Origin of the sequence: Sphingopyxis macrogoltabida (genome assembly GCF_001307295.1) — a bacterium.
In the GTDB taxonomy this organism is placed as follows: Bacteria; Pseudomonadota; Alphaproteobacteria; order Sphingomonadales; family Sphingomonadaceae; genus Sphingopyxis; species Sphingopyxis macrogoltabida_B.
The window spans coordinates 3524986-3543108 of record NZ_CP012700.1; the positions used below are offsets into that span (position 1 = coordinate 3524986).

Annotated in this window: 18 protein-coding genes; 12 read left to right on the forward strand and 6 right to left on the reverse strand. The window is 66.2% G+C overall.

The window, feature by feature from the left end; translation table 11 throughout:
- Window positions 1–52: 52 nt before the first annotated feature.
- Together AN936_RS16430 and AN936_RS16435 are read left to right on the forward strand one after the other, a co-directional pair.
- A complete protein-coding gene (locus AN936_RS16430) occupies window positions 53–1906 on the forward strand; it encodes a DUF885 domain-containing protein (RefSeq protein ID WP_084758445.1) in 1854 nt (617 codons plus the stop codon).
- Window positions 1903–2820: a DUF2268 domain-containing putative Zn-dependent protease gene (locus tag AN936_RS16435; RefSeq protein WP_054589056.1), complete on the forward strand. Its 918-nt coding sequence runs from the start codon at window positions 1903–1905 to the stop codon at window positions 2818–2820. The genes AN936_RS16430 and AN936_RS16435 overlap by 4 nt, the downstream gene beginning before the upstream one ends.
- Here the strand turns inward: AN936_RS16435 and AN936_RS16440 are convergent.
- Entirely contained in the window at window positions 2817–3266 is a 450-nt protein-coding gene (locus AN936_RS16440; protein WP_054589057.1) for a hypothetical protein, read from the reverse strand. The two genes, AN936_RS16435 and AN936_RS16440, sit on opposite strands and share 4 nt — an antisense overlap.
- Before the next feature lie 49 nt (window positions 3267–3315).
- Window positions 3316–4917, reverse strand: coding sequence for a phosphoenolpyruvate carboxykinase (locus AN936_RS16445; protein WP_054589058.1), 1602 nt, complete (start codon window positions 4915–4917; stop codon window positions 3316–3318).
- Window positions 4918–5184: 267 nt separating this feature from the next.
- On the opposite strand from AN936_RS16445, the gene AN936_RS16450 reads away from it, so the two are divergent.
- From AN936_RS16450 to AN936_RS16485, 8 genes are read left to right on the forward strand one after another with little or no spacing between them, the layout of a single operon-like run.
- Window positions 5185–5895, forward strand: a complete 711-nt coding sequence (locus tag AN936_RS16450; protein WP_054589059.1) for a response regulator transcription factor — start codon at window positions 5185–5187, stop codon at window positions 5893–5895.
- Window positions 5885–7471, forward strand: a complete 1587-nt coding sequence (locus tag AN936_RS16455) for a sensor histidine kinase (protein WP_054589060.1) — start codon at window positions 5885–5887, stop codon at window positions 7469–7471. The genes AN936_RS16450 and AN936_RS16455 overlap by 11 nt, the downstream gene beginning before the upstream one ends.
- A 53-nt stretch (window positions 7472–7524) precedes the next feature.
- Complete coding sequence (locus AN936_RS16460; RefSeq protein ID WP_054589061.1) at window positions 7525–7968, forward strand: HPr kinase/phosphorylase; 444 nt, start codon at window positions 7525–7527, stop codon at window positions 7966–7968.
- Window positions 7965–8906 carry an RNase adapter RapZ gene (gene rapZ / locus AN936_RS16465; RefSeq protein WP_054589062.1) on the forward strand — a complete coding sequence of 314 codons (942 nt, stop codon included), beginning with the start codon at window positions 7965–7967 and terminating at the stop codon, window positions 8904–8906. Before AN936_RS16460 ends, rapZ begins: the two co-directional genes overlap by 4 nt.
- A gap of 38 nt (window positions 8907–8944) precedes the next feature.
- Window positions 8945–9346, forward strand: a complete 402-nt coding sequence (locus tag AN936_RS16470) for a PTS sugar transporter subunit IIA (RefSeq protein WP_054590355.1) — start codon at window positions 8945–8947, stop codon at window positions 9344–9346.
- Complete coding sequence (locus AN936_RS16475; RefSeq protein WP_054589063.1) at window positions 9346–9624, forward strand: HPr family phosphocarrier protein; 279 nt, start codon at window positions 9346–9348, stop codon at window positions 9622–9624. Before AN936_RS16470 ends, AN936_RS16475 begins: the two co-directional genes overlap by 1 nt.
- Before the next feature lie 4 nt (window positions 9625–9628).
- Window positions 9629–10450 (forward strand): TrmH family RNA methyltransferase, encoded by an 822-nt coding sequence (locus AN936_RS16480; RefSeq protein WP_054589064.1) that lies wholly within the window; start codon window positions 9629–9631, stop codon window positions 10448–10450.
- 52 nt (window positions 10451–10502) lie between these two features.
- Complete coding sequence (locus AN936_RS16485) at window positions 10503–11213, forward strand: META domain-containing protein (protein ID WP_054589065.1); 711 nt, start codon at window positions 10503–10505, stop codon at window positions 11211–11213.
- Here the strand turns inward: AN936_RS16485 and AN936_RS16490 are convergent.
- Genes AN936_RS16490 through AN936_RS16500 form a run of 3 tightly spaced genes read right to left on the reverse strand, consistent with a single transcriptional unit; the run spans window position 11210 to window position 13624 of the window.
- The gene (locus tag AN936_RS16490) at window positions 11210–12553 is read right to left on the reverse strand and encodes a DNA recombination protein RmuC (protein ID WP_054589066.1); all 1344 of its coding nucleotides are present in this window, start codon (window positions 12551–12553) and stop codon (window positions 11210–11212) included. The two genes, AN936_RS16485 and AN936_RS16490, sit on opposite strands and share 4 nt — an antisense overlap.
- Window positions 12554–12597: 44 nt before the next feature.
- Entirely contained in the window at window positions 12598–13080 is a 483-nt protein-coding gene (locus AN936_RS16495; protein WP_054589067.1) for a hypothetical protein, read from the reverse strand.
- A 7-nt stretch (window positions 13081–13087) separates the two neighbouring features.
- Window positions 13088–13624 carry a copper chaperone PCu(A)C gene (locus AN936_RS16500; protein WP_054589068.1) on the reverse strand — a complete coding sequence of 179 codons (537 nt, stop codon included), beginning with the start codon at window positions 13622–13624 and terminating at the stop codon, window positions 13088–13090.
- A gap of 156 nt (window positions 13625–13780) precedes the next feature.
- On the opposite strand from AN936_RS16500, the gene dnaK reads away from it, so the two are divergent.
- Entirely contained in the window at window positions 13781–15685 is a 1905-nt protein-coding gene (gene dnaK, locus AN936_RS16505) for a molecular chaperone DnaK (RefSeq protein WP_054589069.1), read from the forward strand.
- 151 nt (window positions 15686–15836) lie between these two features.
- Window positions 15837–16961 (forward strand): molecular chaperone DnaJ, encoded by a 1125-nt coding sequence (dnaJ, locus tag AN936_RS16510; protein WP_054589070.1) that lies wholly within the window; start codon window positions 15837–15839, stop codon window positions 16959–16961.
- A 21-nt stretch (window positions 16962–16982) separates the two neighbouring features.
- On the opposite strand, the gene AN936_RS16515 is transcribed toward dnaJ, so the two are convergent.
- A complete protein-coding gene (locus AN936_RS16515) occupies window positions 16983–18095 on the reverse strand; it encodes a hypothetical protein (protein WP_054589071.1) in 1113 nt (370 codons plus the stop codon).
- Window positions 18096–18123 lie beyond the last annotated feature (28 nt).

The window sequence follows — 18123 nt, forward strand, 5'->3', positions numbered from 1 at the left end:
GGGCGTGCCTAGACAGGTTTCACAAGAAACAAAGTCGCAAGGGAGCGCCGACGTGCACGACAGACTTTCCACCCCGATAAGCCGCCGCCACACGCTTGCCAGCCTTGGCGCGGGCGCCGCCGGGCTGGCGATGGCCGGCCCGGCCGCGGCGCTGGAGACCGCCGCGCCGAAAAACGACGCGCAGAAGCTGCTCGACTCGGTGGCCGACAATCTGCTCGCCCATTCGCCCGAGGGGGCGACCTCGCTCGGCATCGACACCGGCGACCGCGCCGCGATGCGCGCCAAGCTCGGCGACCGCTCGCCGGCGGGGCTGGCGGCGCTCGCCGGGACGCTGAAGGCCGACCTCGCCCGCGTCCGCGCCGTCGATACCGGCGGGCTCGACCATGCGACGCGCACCAGCCTCGCCGTCGTCGAAAGCGCCTACGGCGTCGCGCTCGACGGCTTCGCCCTGCCCTATGGCGATGTCGCGGTCGGCGGCTGGCGCAACACGCCCTATGTCGTGATCCAGAATGTCGGCGCCTATCTCGACGTGCCGAAATTCCTTGACAGCGACCATCCGGTGAAGAGCGCCGCCGATGCCGAGGCCTATTTGTCGCGCCTCAACGCCTTTCCCGCCGTGCTCGACGGCGAGACCGAACGGCTGAAGGCCGCGGGCGCGCAAGGGCTGATCGCCCCCGCCTTCCTGATCGACAAGGCGGTCAAGCAGATGGAAGCGAGCCTTGCCGACGCCAAGGCGGGCGGGTCGATGGTCGAAAGCCTCGTTCGCCGCGCCGGCGAAGCGAAGATCGCCGGCGACTGGGACGCCCGGTCGGCAAAGATCGTCGAGGGCCCGGTCGCCGCTGCGCTCGAACGCCAGCTCGCCGAACTGAAAGCGCAGCGGCCGAAGGCGGTGATGGACGCCGGCATGTGGGCGCGGCCGGGCGGCGACGAATTCTATGCCTGGGCGCTTCGCGCCTCGACGACGACGCGGATGACCCCCGACGAGGTCCATGCGATGGGCCGCGCCGAACTTGCCGAACTCCATGGGCGGATGGACCCGATCCTGAACAAGCTTGGCTACACGCAAGGATCGGTCGGCGACCGGATGAACGCGCTCGCCAAGGACCCCAAATATAAATTCCCCGACAATGATGCCGGGCGCGCCGAGATCGTCGCCTATATCCAGACCTGGCTCGGCAAAATCCGCGCCGAACTGCCGCGCGCTTTCCGCACGCTGGTCAAGGGCAATGTCGAAGTGAAGCGGCTGCCGTTGGCCGAGGAACCCGGCGCGCCGGCCGCCTATGGCGGCGCAGGGTCGATCGATGGATCGACCCCCGGCCGGATGTGGATCAACCTGCGCACGACAGAGCTCCACAGCAAATATTCGCTTCCCGACCTCACGATGCACGAGGCGATCCCCGGCCATGCCTGGCAGGGCGAATATGCGAACAAGATGCCGCTCATCCGCACGATGCTGGCATTTAACGCCTATTCGGAAGGCTGGGGGCTCTATGCCGAGCAGCTTGCTGACGAACTGGGCCTGTACGACGATTTCGAGGTCGGCCGGCTCGGCTATCTGCAGTCGCTGGCTTTCCGCGCCTGCCGCCTCGTCGTCGACACCGGCATCCACGCCAAGCGCTGGACGCGCGAGCAAGGCGTCGAATTCTTCGTCAAGGAGAATGGCTCGAACCCGCTCGAGGTCGCGAGCGAGGTCGATCGTTATTGCAGCTGGGTCGGGCAGGCGTGCGGATACAAGGTCGGCCATAGCGAGATCGTCCGCCAGCGCGGCCGCGCGCAGACGGCGCTGGGCGCGAAATACGACCTGCGCGATTTCGACAATGTCGTCGTCGACGGCGGCAATGTGCCGCTCGACGTGCTCGCCAAGAATGTCGACGAATATATCGCGAAAGGCGGGGCGAAGGCGTGATCCGGCCGATTGCGGCCGCGCTGGCGGCGCTGCTGTCGGGCAATGCCGCCCATGCGGCCGAAGCTGCGCCGCGCGTCGCGATCGTGACGTCGGATGTCGACCGCTTCTATACGCTCTATGACGATCCGGCACTGGCCGCCGACCCCGAGCGGCTGGCGGCACGCTATCTCGCCGACCCTTCGCCGGGGTTGGTCGAGTTCATGGCACTGCGCCGGATCACGCCCGAAAAGCTGGCCGCGGCGCTGCGCGATAAGCCGCAGGTCTTCAAGGACGCGCGCGGATGTGCGGCGAAACTCGGCAAGGTCCGGACGCGGCTGGTCGCCGCGACCGACCGGCTGGCGGAGCTCTACCCCGCGGCGAAATTCCCGCCGATCACCATCGCGATCGGGCGCGGCACGACCGCCGGGACCGCGAACGCCAAGGGGCTCTACATCGGGCTCGAAACGCTCTGCATGGCGAAGTTCATCGAGGCCGACGACGAGGACCGCTTCGTCCACATCATCGCGCACGAATATGTCCACGCCCAGCAGCCGCTCGCGCAGGTAGAGAGCGAGGACGACAGCGTGCTCCACGCCGCGCTGGTCGAGGGGGCGGCCGAGTTCGTCGCCGAACAGATGACCGGATCGGTCGCCTATCCGCTGCTCCACCAATGGGCGGCGGGACGCGAGGCCGAACTCGAACCCGCCTTCCTCGCCGACAAGGATGCGAAAGCGATCGGATCGCGCTGGCTCTACAACCAGCAGGGCAGCGACGGCTGGCCGGGCGACCTTGGCTATTGGGTCGGCTACCGCGTCGCCAAAAGCTATTACAACCGCGCCTCCGACAAGGCCGCGGCGATCAAGGCGATCATCGAGATGCGCGACCCCGCCGCCTTCCTCGCGGAAAGCCGCTGGACGCCGGGGATCGAGCCTTAGCCCGGGAACGGCGCAAGGTCGGGTTCGACAAAGCCGCGCCGCGCCGCGACCGAAAAGAGCAGGTCGCGGCTGTAGAAGCGCAAGGGCCAGTCGCGGCGACCGACGTCGGAGAGCAGCATCGCATTCACGCGCGCCGCCAGTCCGGTCTCCGTCGTTTCGGCAAGAAACAGGCGCACCCCCGCGACATAGGCGCGGGTGATGCTGTCGTGATAGCCTTGGCGGTCGTCGTTCACGCCGCCGACGCTCTCGTTATAGCGGCTGATTACGCCCGCGATCTCAGCATCGACGTCAATGTCGGGGCGTTCGCTGACGAGCCAGAGGCAGGCGCCGAGATGCGCCTCGTGCGTCCACGCCTCGCGCGGCAGGGTGCGCGCGAGCAGGCCGGTGCCGATCGCGCGGATGTCTTCGTCGCGCTCGAACAGGCGCGGGCTGTAATCGGTCGTCATTGGTCCGGTCCTTCCGGGTGTTTTGCCACCCGGAAGAAATCCGGGTCAATTATGCTGCAACAGCGGCTTGCGGCGCGGCCTGGCGGACGCCTTCGTCGACATGGTCGGCAAATTGCTCGAAATTGTCGATGAACTGGCCGACGAGCGTTTGCGCCGTGCGGTCATAGGCCGCCTTGTCGGCCCATGCCTCGCGCGGGTCGAGCAGCGCCGAATCGACGCCCGGCACCGCAACGGGGACCATGAAACCGAAGTTTGGATCCTTGCGGAACTCGGCGTCGTTGAGGCTGCCGTCGAGCGCGGCATTGAGCAGCGCGCGGGTCGCCTTGATCGGCATGCGCTTGATGCCGTCCATCGTCGCCATGCCGCCGGTCCAGCCGGTGTTGACCAGCCAGCACTGGACGCCGCCCTTGGCGATGCGTTCCTTGAGCAGATTGCCGTAAACAGACGGGTGGCGCGGCATGAAGGGCGCGCCGAAGCAGGTCGAGAAGGTCGCCTCGGGTTCGGTGACGCCGATTTCGGTGCCGGCGACGCGCGCGGTATAGCCCGAGAGGAAGTGGTACATCGCCTGGTCGGGAGTCAGCTTCGCGATCGGGGGCAGCACGCCATAGGCATCGGCGGTCAGCATGATGACGGTCTGCGGGACCGGACCCATATTCTTTTCCGAGGTGTTCGGAATGAAATCGATCGGATAGCTGCCGCGGCTGTTCTCGGCGAGGCTCGCGTCGTCGAAGTCGAGTTCGCGCGTCTGGGCATCCATCACGACGTTTTCGAGCACCGTGCCGAAGCGCTTGGTGGTCGCAAAAATCTCCGGCTCGGCTTCCGGAGAAAGCCGGATCATCTTGGCGTAGCAGCCACCCTCGAAATTGAAGACTGCGGTGTCCGACCAGCCATGCTCGTCGTCGCCGATCAGGGTGCGCGAGGCATCGGCCGACAAGGTCGTCTTGCCGGTGCCGCTGAGGCCGAAGAAGACCGCGGTGTCGCCGTTCGGGCCGATGTTCGCCGAGCAGTGCATCGGCATCACGCCCTTCACGGGGAGCAGATAGTTGAGGATGCCGAACACCGACTTCTTCATCTCGCCCGCATATTGCGTGCCGCCGATCAGGATCAGCTTCTCAGTGAAATTGACTGCGATCACCGTTTCGGTCCGCGAGCCATGCTTCGCCGGGTCGGCGCGGAAGCTCGGCAGATCGATGATCGTATATTCGGCCGCGAACGCCGCCAGCTCCGCGTCGGTCGGACGGCAGAGCAAGGTGCGGATGAACTGGCTGTGCCAGGCAAATTCGGTGATGACCTGCACCCCGACGCGATGCTCGGGCTGCGAACCGCCGAAGAGCTGCTGGCGATAGAGGCGCGGACGCTCGGCGAGATGCGCGAGGAAGTCGGCTTTCAAGGCGGCGAAATGATCGGGGGTCATCGGGACGTTGGTCTTGCCCCACCAGATGGTGCCCTGCGTCTCGTCGTCCTGGACGATGAACTTGTCCTTGGCGCTGCGGCCGGTGTGCTTGCCGGTCGCGACGACGAGCGGGCCATCCTTGGCGAGTCGGCCTTCGCCGTTGCGGACCGCGTCTTCGACGAGCTGGGCCGTGCCCCAGTTTTCGGCGACATCCGCCTGCGTCTCGACGGCCTTATCGCCGATCACCACCTTGGTCATTTGTTTCGCCTTTCCTCTGTCCCGCGCGCACCTTTGCATAGGTATGCAGCCGATGCCAAGCCGCAGGGTCTGGGCCCGCATCGCAATGGGTGCCGACGTGACGCCGATTCCGTAAATCCCGGCCGCGTTAGCGATGATGGGGGTCGAGGTCAAAAGATTTAGGGGTCGATCGGGATCGCCCGTTGGCCTCACCCGCCCACTTCCCCTGCCCGGTTGTCGCTGGGCGGCGGATCGGCTAATTGCTGCGGTCCGCCCAATGGAAAGAGCATGACGGCAACCATCGCGCTGGTCGACGACGACCGCAACATCCTGCAATCCCTGTCGATCGCGCTGCAAGCCGAAGGCTTTGTCACGCGCGTCTATTCGGACGGCGAGGCGGCGCTGAAGCCGCTGATCGACAATCCGCCCGATCTGGCCGTCTTCGACGTCAAGATGCCGCGGATGGACGGACTCGAACTGCTGCGCCGGCTGCGCGAGAAGAGCCAGCTGCCGGTGATCTTCCTGACCAGCAAGGACGACGAGATCGACGAGGCGTTGGGCCTCGCGATGGGTGCCGACGACTATATCGCCAAACCCTTTTCGCAGCGGCTGGTCATCGCGCGCATCCGGGCGATCCTGCGCCGCGTCGAACTCAACCGCGCGCCGCCGAGCGAGGACGACGAGCCCGTCGCCGAGCCGATCACCCGCGGCCGGCTGCAGATGGATCCGGCGCGCCACAAAGTGCTGTGGGACGGCAAGGACGTGACCCTGACGGTCACCGAATTCCTGATCCTCGAAACGCTCGCCTCGCGCCCCGGCATCGTGCGCAGCCGCAACCAGTTGATGGACGCCGCCTATCAGGACGACGTCTACATCGACGACCGCACGATCGACAGCCACATCAAGCGGCTGCGCCGCAAGTTCCGCGAGGTCGACCCCGATTTCGACGCCATCGCGACGCTTTACGGGGCGGGATACCGCTTTTCCGATGACAGCTAAAGTACCCGCCGTCGAGCAGGAGGAAGCGCCGCTTGTCTGGTCGGCGCGCTGGTCGCTGACCGCGCGCATCCTCGCGGTCAACATCCTTGCCGTCGCGCTGCTCGCGGGCGGTTTCTATTATCTCGACACCTATCGCTCGCGGCTCGTCGACACGCGGATCGGGGTGATGGAAGAAAAGCTCGAAATGCTCGACGCAGCGCTCGAGGCGGCGCGCCCCGACCAGCGCGAGCGGCTGATCGGCGAATTCACCCGCGCCACCGAATCGCGGCTGCGCTTTTATGCTCCCGACGGGCGACTCATCGCCGACAGCTTCCGCGCCGCGCCGCCGACCTACACGCTGCGCGACCCCGACCTCCAGCCGTGGAAGCGAGATGCGGCGCGCGCGATGGACCGCGGCATCGACTGGATCGTCGGCGCGCCTTCCTATCCCGAGTTCGAGGAACCGAAGATCGACCGTGCGTCGGCATGGCCCGAAGTCATCGAAACCCAACATAGCGGGCTCGCAACGAGCCGTTTCCGCTATGCACCCGAACGCACGCCGTTGCTGAGCTCGGCGCGCATCGTCGACCTCGAAACGCCGCAGACGATGCTGATGACGCTCAACGCGCGCGACATCACGCGGACGGTGCGCGCCGAACGCTTCCGTCTCGCGGTCGTCGTCGCGGTGGTACTGCTCACGTCGGTGCTGCTGTCGCTGTTCCTTGCCCGCACGATCGTCCGTCCCCTGCGCAAGCTCGCACGCGCCGCAGTGCGCGTCCGGCTCGGCCGCGCGCGCGAGGTGGTCGTGCCGCGGCTGCCGAGCCGCCGCGACGAAATCGGCACGCTGGCGCGCGCGCTATCGGATATGACGCAAGCCTTGCGTGAGCGCATCGACGCGGGCGAGCATTTCGCCGCCGACGTGACGCACGAACTCAAGAACCCGATCGCCTCGGTGCGCTCGGCGATCGAGGGGCTGGGGCGGGTCCGCACCGACGAGCAGCGCGCGCAACTGCTGGCGATCGCCGACGAGGATGTGCGGCGGCTCGACCGGCTGGTGAACGACATCAGCGAGGCAAGCCGCGTCGACGCGCAATTGTCGCGCACCCTGTTCGAGCCCGTCGATGTCGGCATCATGATCGAATCGATGCTCGCCGGGCGCGCCGCCCGCGCCGGCGGGGACGCGCCGCGCATCGCCTTTGCCCGCCCGCGCAAGGACACCGCGACGGTGATGGGCGACGGCCACCGGCTCGAGCGCGCGATCGACAATCTGATCGACAATGCGATCAGCTTTTCGCCGCCCGGCGGGCTCGTCTGCATCGCCGCGACCCGGCTCGGCGACGAGGTGCATGTCCGCGTCGACGACGACGGCCCGGGGATCGAACCGGCGCAGCGCGAGGCGATCTTTCGCCGTTTCCACAGCGAGCGCCCCGATGGCGAAGCGTTCGGCCGCCACAGCGGCCTTGGCCTTGCGATCGCGCGCACGATCATCGAAGGCCATGGCGGTACGGTAGCGGCGCGCGACCGCGACGACGGCAAGCAGGGGGCCAGCCTGCTGATCACCCTGCCCGCGCGCGAGGGCAATGCCGAAACGGGATAGGCACAGGCGCCATCCGCCTTGCGGCCACGAGCGCACCCCGGTAAGCCAGCGCCATGCTTTCCGGCCGGACCAGCCCCCCAATATCGAATATCCATGCGAGCTGCATCGCGGCGGGCGAGCGCGGCGTCCTGCTGCTCGGCGCGTCGGGTCAGGGCAAGTCCGATCTGGCGCTGCGCCTGATCGACCGCGGGGCGCGGCTGGTCGCCGACGACCGCTGCGACATCTGGTTCGAACGGGGCCGGCTGTGGTGCCAGCCGCCCGAAAATCTGGCCGGCAAGCTGGAAGTTCGCGGCGTCGGCATCGTCGAACAGCCGTGGACCGGCCCGGTACCGCTGGCGCTCGCGGTGCGGCTGGTCGAGCGCTACGAGCGCATGCCGCCGGGGGGGCAAGTCGAAATCGTCGCGGGGCACGCGCTCCCCTCGCTGCTCCTGTCGGCGTTCGAAACCTCGGCCCCGATCAAGATCCTGCTCGCGCTCGACGCGTTGGTGGCGGGATGAGCCGGACCGCCGAACCGCGGTTGCTGCTCGTCACCGGCCTGTCGGGGGCGGGCAAGTCGACGGTGCTGAAGGTGCTCGAGGACCTTGGCTGGGAGGTCGTCGACAATCTGCCGCTGTCGCTGCTCGAAGCCCTGATCGCCGCCCCCGCAAAGGGTAGCAATGCGAGCCGCCCGCTCGCGGTCGGCATCGACAGCCGCAGCCGCGGGTTCAAACCCAACAGGCTGGTCAAGCAGATCAAGTCGCTGCGCGAGGCCGGCGGGCGCGACGTCCAGACATTGTTCATCGACTGTGCCGGCGCCGAGCTGGAGCGGCGTTTTTCCGAAACCCGCCGCCGCCATCCGCTCGCCGAGGACCGCCCCGCCGCCGACGGCATCGCGCGCGAGCGCGAGATGATGGAATCGCTGCGCCGCTGGGCCGAGCATGTCATCGACACGACCAATTACAGCAGCAATGATTTGCAGCAGGAGGTGCGCCAGCGTTTCGGCGATACCGGTCAGGACGAACCGGTGCTCAACATCATGAGCTTCGGCTTCGCGCGTGGGTTGCCACGCAACGCCGACTTGGTGTTCGACATGCGGTATCTGCGTAATCCGCATTGGGATGCAAAGCTGCGCCCGGGCACCGGGCTCGATGCCGACGTATCCGCCTATATCGCCGCCGATCCGGCCTATGAAACGACGGTCGCGCAGATCGAGACGCTGCTCATCGCGCTGCTGCCGCGCTATCGCGCCGAGGGCAAATCCTATGTCACCGTCGCCTTCGGATGCACCGGCGGGCGCCACCGCTCGGTGCATGTCGCCGAACGTGTGGCCAAAAGGCTACGCGACGCGGGCCATGCGCTGACGGTCATCCACCGCAATCTTGACTCCGCCCCGCAAGATGGGCTTGAGGGCAGGCCCCCGTCAGCGCCTTCCGCGCCCGGCGGCGGAAAAGCATGAGGGTCTAGCACTAAATGCCCACCGATAAAGCCTTGCCGCTGCTGGGAATGGTCCTGGTGACCCACGGCCGACTCGCCGAGGAAATGGTCACCGCGATGGAACATGTCGTCGGCCCCCAACGGGCGATCGCGACGGTGTGCATCGGCCCCAACGACAATATGGAAATGCGGCGCAAGGAAATCGCCGATGCGATCCGCACCGTCGACGAAGGCCGCGGCGTGATCATGCTGACCGACCTGTTCGGCGGCACCCCGTCGAACCTCGCGATCAGCCTGCTCGAAAGCGGGCGGACCGAGGTGATCGCCGGCGTCAATCTGCCGATGCTGATCCGGCTGGAAAGCGCGCGCAAGACGATGGAATTGCGCGCCGCGGTGATCGCCGCGAAGGAAGCGGGCCAGAAATATATCTCGGTCGCGTCGGAAATGCTGGGGGTGGGATGATGGCGGAAGTCTCCGAGACGGTCGAAATCACCAACCAGCGCGGCCTGCACGCGCGCGCGAGCGCCAAGTTCGTCACCTTCGTCAGCCGCCTGCCCGAAACCGTGTCGGTCGAGGTCGAAAAGGGCGGATCGCGCGTCAACGGCACGTCGATCATGGGGCTGATGATGCTCGGCGCCGCGAAGGGCGATTCAATCACCATCCATACGAAGGGCGACGGCGCCGACGCCGCGCTGCTCAAGCTCGTCGGGCTGGTCAAGGACAGCTTCGGCGAGGATTGACGGAATGACCAGCGCCGGCCGCCGGTCCCGCATCGAAAGCCTGTCGAACCCGCTGGTCAAGCGGATGCGGTTGCTGCGCGAGAAGCGCCATCGCCGCGCCGAGGGATTGTTCCTGGCCGAAGGGCTGCGCATCGCAACCGAAGCGCGCGAGGCCGGGGTGCTGCCGCAATGGCTGTTTCTGGCCGACGACGGCGCGGCGCATCCGCTTGCCAGGGCGCTCGTCGACGCAACGCTCGCGGCGGGCGGCGAGGTGATCGACGCCACGCCTGCGATCCTCTCCAAATTGTCGGGCAAGGACAATGCGCAGACGATCGTCGGCATCTATGCCGAGCCGCAGACGGTGCTGACCGACCTCGACCGCGACGCCGCGCCGATCTGGCTGGTCGCCGAGCGGCTGCGCGACCCCGGCAATCTCGGCACGATGCTGCGCACCGGCGACGCGGTCGGCGCCGGCGGGCTCATCCTGCTCGGCGAGAGCACCGATCCCTATTCGGTCGAAGCGGTGCGCGCGAGCATGGGGGCGATCTTTACCCAGCGCCTTGTGCAGGCGGAATGGGGCGAATTTCTCGGCTGGCTGCGCAGCGGGCGCGGCGAACTGGTCGCGACCTGGCTTGGCGAGGATACGAAGGATTATCAGGCGGTGCGTTATGCCGCGCCGACCTTCATCCTGATCGGCAATGAATCGCAGGGGATGCCGGCGGACTATGCCGCCGCCGCCAACGTGCGGGTCAAGATGCCGATGATGGGCAAGGCCGACAGCCTGAACGCTGCGGTCGCGGCGGCAGTGATGGCCTATGAGGTACTGAACCAGCAGCGGAACCGATAGCGCGCCGCGCCGTTCATCAAGCGATCAGTCCTCCCGGCTTAGGAGACGTCATATGACAAGGATCGCCCTGCCCGCTCTCGTTTCGCTCTTCGCGCTGTCGGCCTGCGTCCCCGCCGCCGAACCGCCGCGATCGCCCGGCGGCGGCGCGGGCTCCTATATGGCGCTCGGCACCGAGCCCGGCTGGACGCTTGAGATCACGCCCGGCTTGCTCAATTACGACGGGGATTATGGCGACACCAAGATCGTCGTTGCCAACCCCGGCGCGCGGCCGAGCTTCAATGGCGAGCGCTATGTCACGCAAAGGCTGACCGTCGACATCACCCATGGCGAATGCAGCGACGGGATGAGCGACCGCCGCTATCGCGACACGGTGACGGTAACCGCCGACGGCCAGATGGTGAAGGGCTGCGGCGGCGGCATATTGCCCCCGGCCGAGCTTGCCGGAACGAGCTGGACCTTCGTATCGATCGGCGGCCTGGCCGTGGCTACAGACCGCCCCACCTCGTTGCAATTCGAGGGCGAGCGGCTGAGCGGCAGCGCGGGCTGCAACCGCTTTTCGGGAAGCTACAAACACGCCGACCGGACACTGACCGCTGGTCCGCTGATAGCGACCGAAATGGCGTGCCCCGGCGCGGGCATGACACAGGAAAACGCCTTCTTCGAACTGATGCGCGGACCGGTGAGCACGAGCTTTCCGACCGACGGGACGCTGATCCTGACCGGCGCCGACGGCAAGACGGCGGTTCTGAAGCGGGCGATCTAGTCGTTCGCGCCGTTGGCGCCCGATAATTTGGCCAGCGGGCGCGCGGCCTGTTCGGCAACCGGCAGCGCGGGAATTTCGCGGTCGCCCGTCTCGACATCGAGCGCCTCGAAGCGTTTCGCCTGCGTCAGCACCTGCGATTCGAAGCTGCCGACGAACGCGTTATACGCCCCCGTCGCCTGATCGAGATTCTTGCCGACGCGCGCGATGTGCGAGCCCATCACCGACATGCGCGCGTAGAGTTCCTTGCCGAGCGCCGCGATCTCGCGCGCCTGTCCCGCGAGCTTTTCCTGCCGCCACACCGCCGCGACGGTGCGCGCGATCGCGATGAGGTTGGTCGGGGTCGCGAGTAGCACCTTGCGTTCGAAGGCATAGTCCCAGAGCTCGTGATCCTGATCGAGCGCTGCGGCGAGGAAATGCTCGCCGGGGACGAACATCACCACGAAATCGGGGGTGTCGTCGAACTGGTTCCAGTAGGATTTGGCGCCGAGCGTGTTCACATGCGCCTTCATCGCCGCGGCATGGGCGGCGAGGTGCACCGCCTTCTCGCCCTCATCGACCGCGCCGAAGGCGTCCTGATAGGCGTTGAGCGATACCTTGGCGTCGATGACGAGGCTCTGTCCGCCCGGCACCTTGACGACGACGTCGGGGCGGAGCCGGCTACCATCACCGCCGTCGACGCTGACCTCGGTCTGGAAATCGGCATGCTCGGAAAGCCCGCAGCTTTCGAGGACGTTCCTCAGTTGCTGTTCGCCCCAGCGTCCGCGCGCTTTCGGCGCGTTGCGGAGCGCGTTGACGAGCTTCGCCGCTTCGCTCGACACGCGCTCGGTTCCCTCGCGCATCGCCGCGATCTGCCCATGCAGCAGGCCGAAGGCATCGCGCCGCTCGGCCTCGACCTTTGCCACAGCCGCTTCATATTTTTCGAGCCGGTCGTGGACCGGATGGAGCAGCGCCTTCAGATTCTGCCCAGCGGTCGCCTCGCTCTCCTTGAAGCGCGCTTCGGCGCGTTCGAGAAACGCCTTTTGCGCCCCGTCGAGCATCGCCTGCCCGACTTCGCGAAACTGCGCCGTCAGCGCCGCCTGCGCGTCCTTGAGCTGGGCGATCTGCGCATCATGCGCCGCGTCGCGCGCCCGTTGTTCGGCGAGCAACGCCGCAAGCTGGCGATCCGCCGCCTGCCGTGCCTCGCTTTCCGCCGCCAGATCGGTGACCGCCGCCTTGAAGCGGTCGGAAAGCCCGTCGCGTTCGGCCTTCAACCCGCCCGCCTGCCGCCCGGCGAACAGCCAGCCGATCAGGGCACCGAGAACGAGGGCGACGAAAGCGATTGCGAGTGACAGTCCATCCATGACGGGAACATAGATCGAACACCGTCCCTGTGGCTAGTCGCTAATTACGCCAACGGGGTGAATGGCAGGATCGCGCGATAGGCCTCCACCTTCGGCGCGCCGCCGATCGTCACGCCCTGCGTCAGCAGCCAGTAATGGCGCACGATCTCCGCCTGTTGTTCGAGGCCGTAGCGGTGCAGCGGCCAGCCGGGCTTGAGGCTGTAGTCATAGGTCGCGAAGGGGTGGCGCATCAGGACAAGATACCAGCGTCCGCGCGTCTGTGCCTGCCACACATGCGTCATTTCATGGATGAACAGCCCCTTGGCGCGCATGGCGCCGTCCGCGGGGCAGGAAAAATCGTCGCAATAGCTGTCGCCGCGGGGGTGGAAATGGAGATGCCCCATCGGCGCCATGACGATACGGCGCGGCTGGAAGAAAATCCATTTGCGGTGCCGCACCCGCACCTCGCCATAGCGGATCGCATCGCCAAAGACGCTGCGCGCCAGCGCGACCTCCCCGTCGGTCAGCGGGCGCCCGTCGCGCTCCACAAGCGGCCTATTTCTTCGCCGCGTCCGCCGGCGGGCTGTGATCCATCGCGCCATGGTCCATCGCGCCGTCGCCGCCCATCGCGGTCGACGTCTGCTTGATCGGCAGGTCGAACAGGATGCGTTCGTTGTTGTTGTTGGTGAAGACGAACTGCATCGGCAGCTTGCCCGCGCGCACCGCGGCGCCGTTGATGTTCCAGATCATCAGATGCTTGCCGCCCTGCTTGAACACCAGTTCGCCCTTCGCCGGCACGTCGGCGCGGACGAGTGGCTTCATCGTCACGACGCCGTTTTCGCGCACGCTTTCATGCATTTCGACGCGCTGCGCGAGATCGGCGGTTACCGCGACGAGCTGCGCGCCGCGCGGACCGCCGGTGACGCGGAAATAGCCGACCGCGGGCCGGTCGGGGGTTGCGCCCATCTCGATATAGCCGCTCACCACGTTGAGCTGCGGTCCGGCGCCGAGATTTTCCTTACACGCCGTCAGCGACAGCGCGGCGGCGGCAACGGCGGCCAGAGTGAGCGAGCGGCGTGCGAAAGACTTCATGATGGCTGGGACTCCCGAAATGCGTCAATTTTCCTGTTCCAGATAAGCCGTCAAAGCCCTTGTGCCAAGGATTAGCGCACCTATATCGCCCCCATTGAAAACCATGGACGGCGTGCCTTTTCAGGGCGCCGGAGAAGCAACAAGGACGGAATATCAATGGCCAAAGTGATCGGGATCGACCTCGGCACCACCAACAGCTGTGTGGCGGTGATGGAAGGCGGCAAGCCCAAGGTTATCGAAAATGTCGAAGGCACGCGCACCACGCCCTCGATCGTCGCCTTCGCCAAGGACGGCGAGCGCCTGATCGGCCAGCCGGCGAAGCGCCAGGCGGTCACCAATCCCGAAAACACCATCTTTGCGGTGAAGCGCCTGATCGGCCGCCGCTTCGACGATCCGATGACCAAGAAGGACATGGAGCTCGTCCCTTATACCATCGCCAAGGGCTCGAACGGCGACGCGTGGGTCAAGGCGGGCGGCGAGGATTATTCGCCATCGCAGATCAGCGCCTATATCCTCCAGAAGATGAAGGAAACCGCCGAAGCCTATCTGGGCGAAAAGGTCGAGCAGGCGGTGATCACCGTCCCCGCTTACTTCAACGACGCGCAGCGCCAAGCGACCAAGGACGCCGGCAAGATCGCGGGCCTCGAAGTGCTGCGCATCATCAACGAGCCGACCGCGGCCGCGCTCGCCTATGGCCTCGACAAGACCGAGAACAAGACGATCGCCGTCTATGACCTTGGCGGCGGCACCTTCGACATCTCGATCCTCGAAGTCGGCGACGGCGTGTTCGAGGTGAAGTCGACCAACGGCGACACCTTCCTCGGCGGCGAGGATTTCGACAGCAAGCTCGTCGAATATCTCGCCGACGGTTTCAAGAAGGACGAAGGCATTGACCTGCGCGGCGACAAGCTGGCGCTCCAGCGGCTGAAGGAAGCCGCCGAAAAGGCGAAGATCGAGCTCTCGTCGGCCGCGACCACCGAGGTCAACCTGCCCTTCATCACCGCCGACGCCAACGGGCCGAAGCACCTTGTGAAGACGATCACGCGCGCCGACCTCGAAAAGCTGGTCGAAGACCTCGTCAAGCGCACGCTCGAGCCGTGCAAGAAGGCGATCAAGGACGCCGGCGTCTCGGCAAGCGAGATCGACGAGGTCGTGCTCGTCGGCGGCATGACGCGCATGCCGCGCGTGCGTGAAGTCGTGAAGGATTTCTTCGGCAAGGAACCGCACACCGGCGTGAACCCCGACGAGGTCGTCGCGATCGGCGCCGCGATCCAGGCCGGCGTGCTGCAGGGCGACGTCAAGGACGTGCTGCTGCTCGACGTCACCCCGCTGAGCCTCGGCATCGAGACGCTGGGCGGCGTGTTCACGCGCATGATCGACCGCAACACCACCATCCCCACCAAGAAGTCGCAGGTCTATTCGACCGCCGACGACAACCAGTCGGCAGTGACGATCCGCGTCTTCCAGGGCGAGCGCGAAATGGCGGCCGACAACAAGATGCTCGGCCAGTTCGACCTCGTCGGCATTCCGCCGGCGCCTCGCGGCGTGCCGCAGATCGAGGTGACCTTCGACATCGACGCCAACGGCATCGTGTCGGTCCACGCCAAGGACAAGGGCACCGGCAAGGAACAGCAGATCAAGATCCAGGCTTCGGGCGGGCTCAGCGACGCGGACATCGACCAGATGGTCAAGGACGCCGAGCAGTTCGCCGAAGAGGACAAGAAGCGCCGCGAGGCGGCCGAGGCGAAGAATAACGCCGAAAGCCTGATCCACTCGACCGAAAGCCAGCTCCGCGAGCATGGCGACAAGGTCGACGAGACGCTGAAGGGCGAGATCGAAGCGGCGGTTGCCGAAGCCAAGACCGCGGTCGAGGGCGGCGATCCCGCGGCGATGACCGAAAAGTCGCAGGCGCTCGCGCAGGTCGCGATGAAACTCGGCCAGGCGATCTACGAGAAGGAACAGCAGGCCGCGGCATCGCCCGCCGCCGACGCTGGCGAGAGCAAGGCCGACGAAGATGTCGTCGACGCCGAATTCTCGGAAGTCGAAGACGACAAGAAGTAAGCGTAGGGCATGCCCTTCGAGACGCCATTCCGACAAGCTCAATGGCTCCTCAGGGCGAACGGTGTGTTTTTATCCGTTCGCCCTGAGGAAGGACTGAGCTCTGGCGAAGGCCCGTCTCGAAGGGCTGTACCCTCGGGGGCATAAGCGGACCATGAGTCTCGACATCGATTATTATGAGCTGCTCGAAGTCGAGCGCAACGCCGACGATGCGGCCTTGAAGGCCAGCTATCGCAAGCTCGCGATGAAATATCACCCCGACAAGAATCCGGGGTGCGGCGACAGCGAGGCACGCTTCAAGGCGATCAGCGAAGCCTATGACTGCCTGAAAGACCCGCAGAAGCGCGCCGCTTACGACCGCTTCGGCAAGGCGGGCCTCAACGGCGGCTTCGGCGGCGGCGGTAACGCCGACTTCGGCGATATCGGCGATATTTTCGAATCGATCTTCGGCTCGGCCTTCGGCGGCGGCGGTCGCCAGCAACGCGGCCCCGCGCGCGGCGCCGACCTCCGCTACGACATGGAAATCAGGCTCGAGGACGCGCACACCGGCTGCACCCGCGAGATTCAGGTCGATGTCGCTGCACGCTGCGAGACCTGCGACGGCAGCGGCGCCAAGCCCGGCACCGCGACCAATCGCTGCTCGACCTGCGCCGGCCACGGCAAGGTCCGTGCGCAGCAGGGCTTTTTCATGGTCGAGCGCACCTGTCCGACCTGTCAGGGCGCGGGCGAGGTCATCGCCGACCCGTGCAACAGCTGTCATGGCGAAGGGCGTGTCGACCGGCGCAAGACGCTGACCGTCACCATTCCCGCCGGGGTCGATGAAGGCACGCGCATCCGCCTGTCGGGCGAGGGTGAGAGCGGTGCGCGCGGCGCGGCGCCGGGCGACCTTTATATCTTCCTCCATATGGCGCGGCACAAATTGTTCGAGCGCGAGGGGACGACCTTGTTCACCCGCGCCCCGATCAGCTTCACCACCGCAGCGCTCGGCGGGTCGATCAGCATCCCCGGTCTCGACGGCAAGAAGCACGACATCAGCATTCCCGCGGGCATCCAGTCGGGCAAGCAGCTCCGCCAGCGCGGCGCCGGCATGCCCGTCCTCAACGGCCGCGGCCACGGCGACCTCGTGATCCAGATCGACGTCGAAACGCCGACGAAGCTGAATGCCAAGCAGAAGGAACTGCTGCAAGCGTTCCGCGAAACCGAGACCGGCGACGAATGCCCCGCGAGTCAGGGATTTTTCGGCCGCATCAAGGAAATGTGGGACGATTTGACCGATTGATCCGGCGCGATGGGACCGTCGTTATCGCAGCCCCAGCGAGTCCAGCTTCGGTTTCGGGTTCCAGCGCAGCCTGTCGCACAAGGCGGCACGGCGCGAACGCGCGGCGGCGAGTTCGCTATTGCTATTGTCGGCGGTTCCGATCGGCAGGCGAACGCAGGACGTGCGGGCGAGCTGCATCAACGCCATGAATGTCTTCCCGCTGACGTCGATGCGCATATCCTCCCCGGCGATTTCCCCCGGATGGGGCCCGAACAGATTGTCGGCCGAAATGCCAAGGCACGCCACCGCCTGCTTTACCGTCCAGCGGGTTTCGTCATATTCGTCATAATCGGGCGCCACGGCGGATTTGCTGCTGCAGCGATCGAGGTTGGCGACCACCGCCTCCTGTCCGCTTCGATATGTGCCCGAAGCGGTATGCAGTCCCTTGATCCCGACGAACACCACCTTGAGCCCGTTCCAGGCGCTGCCCAGAAAATTGCCCTTCTGGATGTCTTCGGCGAATTTGCGAACATGGTCGCGCGGCAGGGTCGCGAAGAGCAGGCGCATCATCCGCGCTTCGATCAACGGCACATCGGCTTCGAAATTGACGAAGTAACCGTTGCAGGGTGGCACCGCCGGTTCCGGAGCAGCTGCCGTTGCAATCGCCGGAGGGTTTCCGCTCGCAAGCATGGCACGAACCGATGTTTCCGCGGCCGTCGCCACCTGTGCCGAACGCCCGGCGTCCTGTGCGGCCCGTTCGGCGTCGGCGACTGCCGCATCGAGCCGCGCAATCTGTCCGGGCAAAGGACGAGCAGGCTGTTCCACGTCGCCGACCCGGCAAGCCACGCCGCCGTCGGAGGGGTAGATATTCGCCGCGGCATAATTGATCTCGTCGGCAGCGGCCGCCAGATAGTCGGCGATGGCGTCGGCTTCCTTTGCATCGGTCACCGTTTCGCCCCCCATCCGCGCCGCCATCGCGAGGATGATGGTGAAGCGAAGCAATTGAACCTTCTTCGATTCGCTGGCGTCGAACGTCCGCTCGTCGAGAAGATGGCCCGGATAACCCCCGGGATGGCGCAAATCGCGCGTGATCGCCCCGCAGCCGGAGAGGCAAAGCGCCGCCGCCATCGTCGCAACCATACCGGTGTTTCGCATCAGCCTTCCCCAAAAGCCACAGCAGATT

What these genes read in the sequence shown, in the direction of transcription:
- AN936_RS16460 (WP_054589061.1), top strand. Translation starts at nt 7,525, where the DNA reads ATGCTTTCCGGCCGGACCAGCCCCCCAATATCGAATATCCATGCGAGC.
- AN936_RS16485 (WP_054589065.1), top strand. Translation starts at nt 10,503, where the DNA reads ATGACAAGGATCGCCCTGCCCGCTCTCGTTTCGCTCTTCGCGCTGTCG.
- AN936_RS16475 (WP_054589063.1), top strand. Translation starts at nt 9,346, where the DNA reads ATGGCGGAAGTCTCCGAGACGGTCGAAATCACCAACCAGCGCGGCCTG.
- rapZ (WP_054589062.1), top strand. Translation starts at nt 7,965, where the DNA reads ATGAGCCGGACCGCCGAACCGCGGTTGCTGCTCGTCACCGGCCTGTCG.
- AN936_RS16440 (WP_054589057.1), bottom strand. Translation starts at nt 3,266, where the DNA reads ATGACGACCGATTACAGCCCGCGCCTGTTCGAGCGCGACGAAGACATC.
- AN936_RS16490 (WP_054589066.1), bottom strand. Translation starts at nt 12,553, where the DNA reads ATGGATGGACTGTCACTCGCAATCGCTTTCGTCGCCCTCGTTCTCGGT.
- dnaJ (WP_054589070.1), top strand. Translation starts at nt 15,837, where the DNA reads ATGAGTCTCGACATCGATTATTATGAGCTGCTCGAAGTCGAGCGCAAC.
- dnaK (WP_054589069.1), top strand. Translation starts at nt 13,781, where the DNA reads ATGGCCAAAGTGATCGGGATCGACCTCGGCACCACCAACAGCTGTGTG.
- AN936_RS16500 (WP_054589068.1), bottom strand. Translation starts at nt 13,624, where the DNA reads ATGAAGTCTTTCGCACGCCGCTCGCTCACTCTGGCCGCCGTTGCCGCC.
- AN936_RS16515 (WP_054589071.1), bottom strand. Translation starts at nt 18,095, where the DNA reads ATGCGAAACACCGGTATGGTTGCGACGATGGCGGCGGCGCTTTGCCTC.
- AN936_RS16455 (WP_054589060.1), top strand. Translation starts at nt 5,885, where the DNA reads ATGACAGCTAAAGTACCCGCCGTCGAGCAGGAGGAAGCGCCGCTTGTC.
- AN936_RS16445 (WP_054589058.1), bottom strand. Translation starts at nt 4,917, where the DNA reads ATGACCAAGGTGGTGATCGGCGATAAGGCCGTCGAGACGCAGGCGGAT.
- AN936_RS16480 (WP_054589064.1), top strand. Translation starts at nt 9,629, where the DNA reads ATGACCAGCGCCGGCCGCCGGTCCCGCATCGAAAGCCTGTCGAACCCG.
- AN936_RS16450 (WP_054589059.1), top strand. Translation starts at nt 5,185, where the DNA reads ATGACGGCAACCATCGCGCTGGTCGACGACGACCGCAACATCCTGCAA.